This window comes from Roseovarius autotrophicus (assembly GCF_018069895.1).
Classification (GTDB): domain Bacteria; phylum Pseudomonadota; class Alphaproteobacteria; order Rhodobacterales; family Rhodobacteraceae; genus Roseovarius; species Roseovarius autotrophicus.
Genome location: NZ_JAGQDH010000045.1, coordinates 1 through 6,674, shown reverse-complemented (window position 1 = coordinate 6,674; position 6,674 = coordinate 1). Strand labels below are relative to the sequence as shown.

Genomic DNA, 6,674 nt, shown 5'->3' with positions numbered 1-6,674 from the left:
TTCAAACTCTCAGCCACGATCCGAGCCTTGACCTCATCTGGCCAGCGTCGCTGACCATTGGTCCGTATGTCCACCCCGTAGCCCCTGAGAAACTCCACCGTAGTCGCCATCGCGAAACTCCTGCACCGATCTCCATCGGACACGGCATCGCAGGTCAGACAATCGAACAAAAGGTGAGGGCCAGCGACCGCTTACCGTTGGATGGTTGAGGCGATCATCATCATGGTGATCATGATCTTTCCGATACGGCCGACCCTGATCATCCTCATGAGGATCATTGACATGTACGGCGTTATACCGTACATATATCGGCGAAGGAGATCGATTATGTTTGCGATCAAAACCACCGCACTTACGCCGGGCAAGATGGAGGCGCGCAAAGAGGTGCGCATGCATCGTGCTGATGAAGAGCGCATAAAGGCTGCAGCTGCTGCCACTGGCTTGCAGGAAGCTGACTTTATTCGTCAGGCAGCTCTTCTGCGTGCGCAGGAAGTTGAACAGCGCATTTCTCTCTCCATTCTGCCCATTGACGCATTTGAAGCTTTCAAGGCCGCTGTTGAGGCACCGGGAAAGGTCATTCCCGGTTTGGCACGCGCTGCGGACGCGTCGAAGGGCCTCCTGAAGGATGCCGGCTGAGACCACGGCGGACACGCCCGCCCTCACAATCGCAAAATTCGACAAGACGCTGCATGATCGCAGCGCCTTTTCTTGCGGATTTGCGCCCATTGATAACTTTCTGAAATCCTCGCTTTCGGATCAAATCAAGGCCGGAATGGTCACAGCATGGATCGCAACGGCTGGCGACGATCCCGCCGTGCTCGGCTTCTATACACTCGGTGCAATGGCCGTTCGGGCCAACCTTGGTCCAAAAAAGTGGCAGCGCGCTGGCATACCCGACATTCCGGTCATCTACATCCGCGCCGTAGCCGTGCACGAAAACTCACAAGGCATGGGCCTTGGAACCGCGCTTGTGATCGATGCAATGAAACGCTGCCTTGAGATTGCTGACCAGATGGGGGCCGCAGCCATCACACTCGACGTACTCCAAGACGACCATTTCGAGCGTCGCTGGAAATTCTATGCCGAACTCGGCTTCCAGCCCCTTGAAGATCCCGACAACCCGCACCGCGTTTTCATTCCAATGGCGGATGTACGAGCATCTCTTGGCTGAAGTTCGATCCAAATTCAGAACCGATCCTCCAACCAGTTCGCCACTATCAGGCCCGGCACGCTGTCATGCGCCCGCTCTGCATCGCGGGCGAGATCCAGCCGCTTGCGCAGCTTGACCTGCGGCACCAGCAGAAAGATCGGCACGGTGGTCACGCCGCGCCCCGTTCTGGACCGCGATGCGACAGCGCGCCCGCGCGCATTGAGCCGCCCCTCCGCCACCAGCAGGCTGGGGCCCGTTCGCCGATAGACAAAACGCAGGCGCAGCCCCGACCGGCGTTCCCATTCGTCGGGGGTGATCCGCCCACCGCGCGAGGATTTGCCGGCGGCCGGTGTGGGGATCGCCAGCCAGAACCCATTACTCGACTTGATCAACGGCCCGGTGTCATGCGCGCCGATGATCACCGGTGCCTTGGACCAGACCACCGCCGCCGCGCTGAGGCTGGGTCGACCTTTCGGGAACTGCTCGGAGCGGATGGTGTTGGCGAGGCGCTGGCCCAGCCCTGCGCCGCTGATCTGCGCGCGCCAGGCGGATTTCACGCTGTTGCCAGCCTCGTTCACGGCCTTGCTGACAGCCTTTTCGCCTGCCTTGATCTCGGCGGCCATCATGGCCACCAGATCGGGTGTGATATCGAGTTGCAGCTTCATGATGATCACACCGGGCGCAGATCGACGGTCCAGACCAGCCGCTCGCGGTCGCGCACCGGCTCCCCTTGAATAAGGAACCCCTCGCCCGCGATCTCAACCCGGTCGCCGGGGCGCGGGGCGGGCACTTCGGCCACGCGCAGGTCGATGCGCGTGGTCTCGGACCAGAGCCGGGCGTCGCCAAAACCCGTGATCTCATCCGCGCGGCGAAGAACCGCGCGGACCAGAACCGGTGCGCCGCCATCGGCAGTGTAGACCGCATCAACCCCGATATTGCCATCGGTGAACAGCGCATCCAGCGCCATGGCGACGGCGCTCATCAGGTTCGCCGCGCGCTGCGCAACACCTGCGGCCGGGTGCAGATCGGCAGTGGGTTGCTCTCGATCTCCAGCCGCACCCATTCGTCGCGGTCACGATCGGGGATCATGCGCGCATAGAGCGGCAGGCCGACAGTATTGACCGTCTCAAAGGTGTCGGCAGGCGCGTAGTAGATCTCGAACAGCCCCTCGACGCCTTCAGGGTAGAAATACGCCTTGTCGGTCGGCACGCCGAAGCCCAATCCCCCGCGGTAGCGACGGAAGGTGATACCGCCGAAGCTGACCTCCTCGCCCACCCTGCCCCGCAGATCGGCCGCAGCGGCAGTGTTGAGATAGGTCTCGCGCACCTCCTTGTGGGCCACCAGATCAGCAAAGAAGGCCGAGCCGCATTCGGCGCGCAACTGCACCTGACCGGCAGCGAGCCCGCCGAGGCTGTCCTCGACGCTCTCGATCAGCGCTTGGGCCCGCTTGCGCAGCGCCCCCGATCCGGGGGTGGCATTGTCGAGATCGAAGTCGACCTCGGCCGCAGGTGTGATGTTGAACTCGGTGTAGTAGTTGATCACCGTGGCCCCGTCGCGCGGGTCCTTCACAACGCCCTGAATGCCGTTGAAAAGGTGGAACTCAAACGTGGCCTCAGCATCATTGCGCAGACGACCCATCTTGCGCGCGACCTCGGTCTGCACTTGGCTCACGGCGGTTTCCGAGCCGAAGTCGCGGATCGCCTGGATTTCCGAGGCCCAGAGCACGTCCTGCTTCTTGAACTGCCGGCAGACGAAGGCGCGCATCTCGCGGCGTTCGGGGATCTGGGACTCGTAGGCCGAGCCGCGCTCCGAGAACGGGATCAGCGACAAGGTGCCATCGCGGCTCTCGATCATCACGGTGCGCGTGCGCACGCCGCGGCTGCCGAACAGGCTCGCCCCCGACAGGATCGCGGGCTTGAAGGGGATGTTTTCGAGCGCGCGGGTCAGCTCGATGATGGAGAAGGCGTCGCCTTCAAAGATATCCATGGTGACCACGGCGTGCCTCCTTCTGATCTGTAATTGATGGGGAAGTTGCGCCTTGGCTCAGCGCAGAATGATGCCGAGCGCGGCAAGCGCCGTGGTGGCGGTGGTGATCTGGGCCTCGGTGGCACCCTCGGGGAAACTGATCTCGTGACGATTCACGATGGTAGGGCCCCGGACAACCGCAACACCGAGGACATCGGCATCGGTGGCATCGACAGCGGCCCAGAGGATGCCAGCAGCATTCTGGCTGCCATTCGTGGCACCGGGTGCGAGAGCGGTGTATTTGCCGCCCGTGGTGATCTTGCCCAGCACCGTTCCGGGCGCGAGCTTGCCTGCGCCGGACGCGATCGTGACGGTTTCGCGGGTGTAATCGCGCAGCACTTCCCAGATCAGGAAGCCGCCCGCGTGTTGGCCTTCAGTGAGCGTGGTCATGATGTCAGCCTTTCAGTTTGAATGTGCGGGCGATGACATCGCCCCAAGGGCGTATGGTGGAACTGCGCCCGGGTTGTGGATGATGCGGGTTGATCTGCGGCGCGGCCTCGGACCTCAAATCCAGCAGGCTGGCACGCACCGCGTCGAGGCTGGCCTCCTCTTCCAAAAACCGCCCTGCCATCTGCGGCTGGCCCGCCAGACGGCAAAGGTCGATCACGGCGCGGGCGTGCGCGATGGCTTCGGTGCGGATGGCGCTGGCATCGGGTGCTGCGTTGGCGATTGCAACGCAGCTTTCCGCCCCGCTCGGTTGGGTGTTCCCGTCTGCAACACCCTCGCTTTGCTCACGCGGCGCCGATGGGTCCTCTGCTGACGTTGTGGTGTCGCCTGGAGTGATGTTGTCTTTCCCAACATCACTGTCAGACGCCGCCGGAAGGGTTGCCTCCGTCATATGATCCGGATCGAGTTCAAAACCGTTGGAGGTGGCAACGGTTTCCGCGACGTCCGCGACCAGCGCAGGCGGCGCGTTCCGAAACCGCGCGATATCAAAGCTCGCCGCAATCCGCACCGGCTCTGCCATACGTGTGGCCAGCCCCAGATCCACTGCATCTGTCGCGTCGAACCAGGTCTCAGACGCCATCAAGGCCGCAATCTGCGCTTCCGGCTTGCCAGATTTTGCCGCATAGCCGCGCGTCATGCTGGCCGCGATCTTGTCCAGCGTCCCAGCCATGTCGCGCATATCGGCAGCATTGCCCATGACGATGCCAGACGGGTCATGGATCATCAGGAAGGCGTTTTCGGGCATGACGATCTCGTCACCCGCCATCGCGATGTAGCTTGCCGCCGAGGCGGCGATGCCGTCGATCCAGACGGTGACCGAACCGCTATGACGGCTCAGCGCGTTGTGGATCGCCACGGCATCGAAGACCGAGCCGCCCGGGCTGTTCAGGCGCAGATCGATCGGTACCCCGTCTGGCAGCGCGCCCAGCTCGGCCAGAAACCCCTTCGCGCTGACGCCATAGGCACCGATCTCGTCATAGATCAGCACTTCCGCCCCCGAGGCCCGGGCGCGGATCGTGTACCAGCTCTTCATGATGTCACTCCTGATTGGTGGCGCGATCGGTCGCTACCGCGTCGTCGCCATTGTCGCCCTCGGCCCCATCACCCGGATCGGGCCGCCCTGCAGGTGTTGCCCGCGCGCCTTGTGTCTCTCCGGGGCTGGTTCTGTAACTGAGCCCCAGCTGCCTTGTCCGCGCAGCATCGGCCGCATTCTCGCGGTCGACCTCCTCGACGTCGTAGCCGGTCGCCTCGACCACCTTGCGCCGTGAGGTGATGCCCGCTTCCATCGCGAGGATCTGCGCCTGGATATCCTTCAGCGGATCGACCCAGTCCCAGCGGGGCGGGATCCATTGCACGGCGCGCGCGGCCGCCGGGTCGGGCAGGTCCAGCCGGCCCGCCAGTTGCGCCGTCTCCAGCCAGCGCGCCCAGACGGGGCGGCAGAGCTGATGCGCGATCACCCCGTGCTGCAATTGCTGCACGCGGCGGCGGAACTCGACCAGTTCGGCGCGAAGGCTGGAATAATTCGCCTGCCGCACATCGCCAGTAACAAGGTGATACGGCAGCCCCAATGATGCGGAAACTGCCAGCAGCGTGCGGTACTGAAACGCCTCATAGCCGCCGCCGACATCGGCGGGGCTGGAGAACTTCACATCCTCCCCCGGCAGCAGCACCTGCATCGTGCCAGGCTCAAGGCTGGCCATCGCTGCGCCATCAAGATCAGCCGCACCTTCGCCCATCATCGGGTCTTCCGGCGCGGTCTTGGTGATGAAGCCTGCAAACATCGCCGCCGTCTTCTTCCGGTCGAGTTCCGCGTCGTCATACTGGTCCAGCAGAAACAGCCGCACCATGGCCGGCGCCACATGTGGCAGGCCCCTGATCTGGCCCGCATCAATGGGTCGATAGATATGCAGCACATCCTCGGCAGGCACGCGCACCGTCTGCGGCACAGCAACCCGCTGGTCGGTGCTGTCGCCGGGGTGGCTGCGGCGGAAATGATAGGCGACGCGCCGGCCGATCAGGTCAAATTCAATCCCGCAGCGGATCGGGTTGTCGTTGGCTGCAGTTTCCGTCTTCTCGAAGGGCAGCATTTCCGACTGCAGAAGCTGCATCTGCAGCGGCACCAGCAAGCCATCTTCAGCCCGCCGTGGCCGCAGCCGCACAAAACACTCGCCCGCGACAAACATCTCGCGCGCGACCATGGCCTGCAGGCCGTAGAAATCGGTCAGCCCGTCGGCATCTGCCTCGTCCGTCCAGCCGAGCCACAGCTTTTGTACCCGGTCACGCAGAGCCGCGTCCTCGATCAGCGAGGAAGGCTTGATCCCGTCGCCGACGAGATTGGAGGCAAAAGCCTCGCAGGCATTCGCCGCATAGCCATTGGTGACCACCAGTTCGCGGGCACGGGCCAGAAGGCGCGGACCGCCCGAGGCCACCAGCACGTTGATGTTTTCCAACGGCGGGTTCCAGCCGCGAAGGCGGCGACGGGACATTGCGCCTTCCAGACGGGCGCGCAGTCCGGAGGGACCGTGGCTCCGGGGGAGCCGCGTAAGCCCAGAGGACGCGGGGCCGCCAGTTTCCGGGCGGCGAAACCTGTCAAACAGCCCCATGCTTACAACCCTTTGGTCGTCGTCACACGGATATGACGCACCATGCGCCGCCCCTCAACTGCGGCGATCTCGCGGTCCAGCGCCTCGAGCGCACGGTCGATCTCGGCCACAGAGCGATAGTCCACCGTCTTGCCATCATAGCTGACGCGCGCCACGCCAGAGGACCGCTGCGCCGAGAGGGCGTCACGGCGCGCGCGAAGGTCAAAGATTGTCGGCATGTGAGTTGACCTGCTTTCGCAAAAAGGGTCTTTCATTCCCATTGAACCGGAAGAGAGAATCCATGACCCCAGACGTGATTATGCGTGACCTCGCGCGGAATGACATTTTCCCGAAGGACGCCATGGCCGCTGCCACCGTGCAAAGCGACGTGATGGCACCGGCTTTCATCGCGCTGCTGGACCGGATCAGTCGGCAACGATCCGGTGCCATGTCCGATGACGATCTGATGG

The 6,674-nt window shown here is 63.5% G+C and carries 9 protein-coding genes; 2 read left to right on the top strand and 7 right to left on the bottom strand.

Annotated elements, in window-relative coordinates:
• Positions 1–327 precede the first annotated feature (327 nt).
• Both KAK09_RS18180 and KAK09_RS18175 read left to right on the top strand, forming a co-directional pair.
• On the top strand, positions 328–636 hold the full coding sequence (locus KAK09_RS18180) for a type II toxin -antitoxin system TacA 1-like antitoxin (RefSeq protein ID WP_210880344.1): 309 nt from the start codon (positions 328–330) through the stop codon (positions 634–636).
• On the top strand, positions 626–1,171 hold the full coding sequence (locus KAK09_RS18175) for a GNAT family N-acetyltransferase (RefSeq protein ID WP_210880343.1): 546 nt from the start codon (positions 626–628) through the stop codon (positions 1,169–1,171). Before KAK09_RS18180 ends, KAK09_RS18175 begins: the two co-directional genes overlap by 11 nt.
• 14 nt (positions 1,172–1,185) lie before the next feature.
• Here the strand turns inward: KAK09_RS18175 and KAK09_RS18170 are convergent, their stop codons facing one another.
• The 7 genes from KAK09_RS18170 to KAK09_RS18140 form a co-directional block, all read right to left on the bottom strand.
• On the bottom strand, positions 1,186–1,815 hold the full coding sequence (locus tag KAK09_RS18170) for a DUF6441 family protein (RefSeq protein ID WP_210880342.1): 630 nt from the start codon (positions 1,813–1,815) through the stop codon (positions 1,186–1,188).
• 5 nt (positions 1,816–1,820) lie between these two features.
• Positions 1,821–2,132: a head-tail joining protein gene (locus tag KAK09_RS18165; RefSeq protein ID WP_210880341.1), complete on the bottom strand. Its 312-nt coding sequence runs from the start codon at positions 2,130–2,132 to the stop codon at positions 1,821–1,823.
• Positions 2,132–3,136 (bottom strand): major capsid protein, encoded by a 1,005-nt coding sequence (locus KAK09_RS18160; protein WP_247651421.1) that lies wholly within the window; start codon positions 3,134–3,136, stop codon positions 2,132–2,134. The genes KAK09_RS18165 and KAK09_RS18160 overlap by 1 nt, the downstream gene beginning before the upstream one ends.
• 57 nt (positions 3,137–3,193) lie before the next feature.
• Positions 3,194–3,565 carry a head decoration protein gene (locus KAK09_RS18155; RefSeq protein WP_210880339.1) on the bottom strand — a complete coding sequence of 124 codons (372 nt, stop codon included), beginning with the start codon at positions 3,563–3,565 and terminating at the stop codon, positions 3,194–3,196.
• A 4-nt stretch (positions 3,566–3,569) separates the two neighbouring features.
• Positions 3,570–4,610 (bottom strand): head maturation protease, ClpP-related, encoded by a 1,041-nt coding sequence (locus KAK09_RS18150; RefSeq protein WP_210880338.1) that lies wholly within the window; start codon positions 4,608–4,610, stop codon positions 3,570–3,572.
• Between the two features lie 49 nt (positions 4,611–4,659).
• The gene (locus KAK09_RS18145; protein WP_247651414.1) at positions 4,660–6,108 is read right to left on the bottom strand and encodes a phage portal protein; all 1,449 of its coding nucleotides are present in this window, start codon (positions 6,106–6,108) and stop codon (positions 4,660–4,662) included.
• Positions 6,109–6,227: 119 nt separating this feature from the next.
• On the bottom strand, positions 6,228–6,443 hold the full coding sequence (locus KAK09_RS18140; RefSeq protein WP_210880336.1) for a phage head-tail joining protein: 216 nt from the start codon (positions 6,441–6,443) through the stop codon (positions 6,228–6,230).
• Positions 6,444–6,674 lie beyond the last annotated feature (231 nt).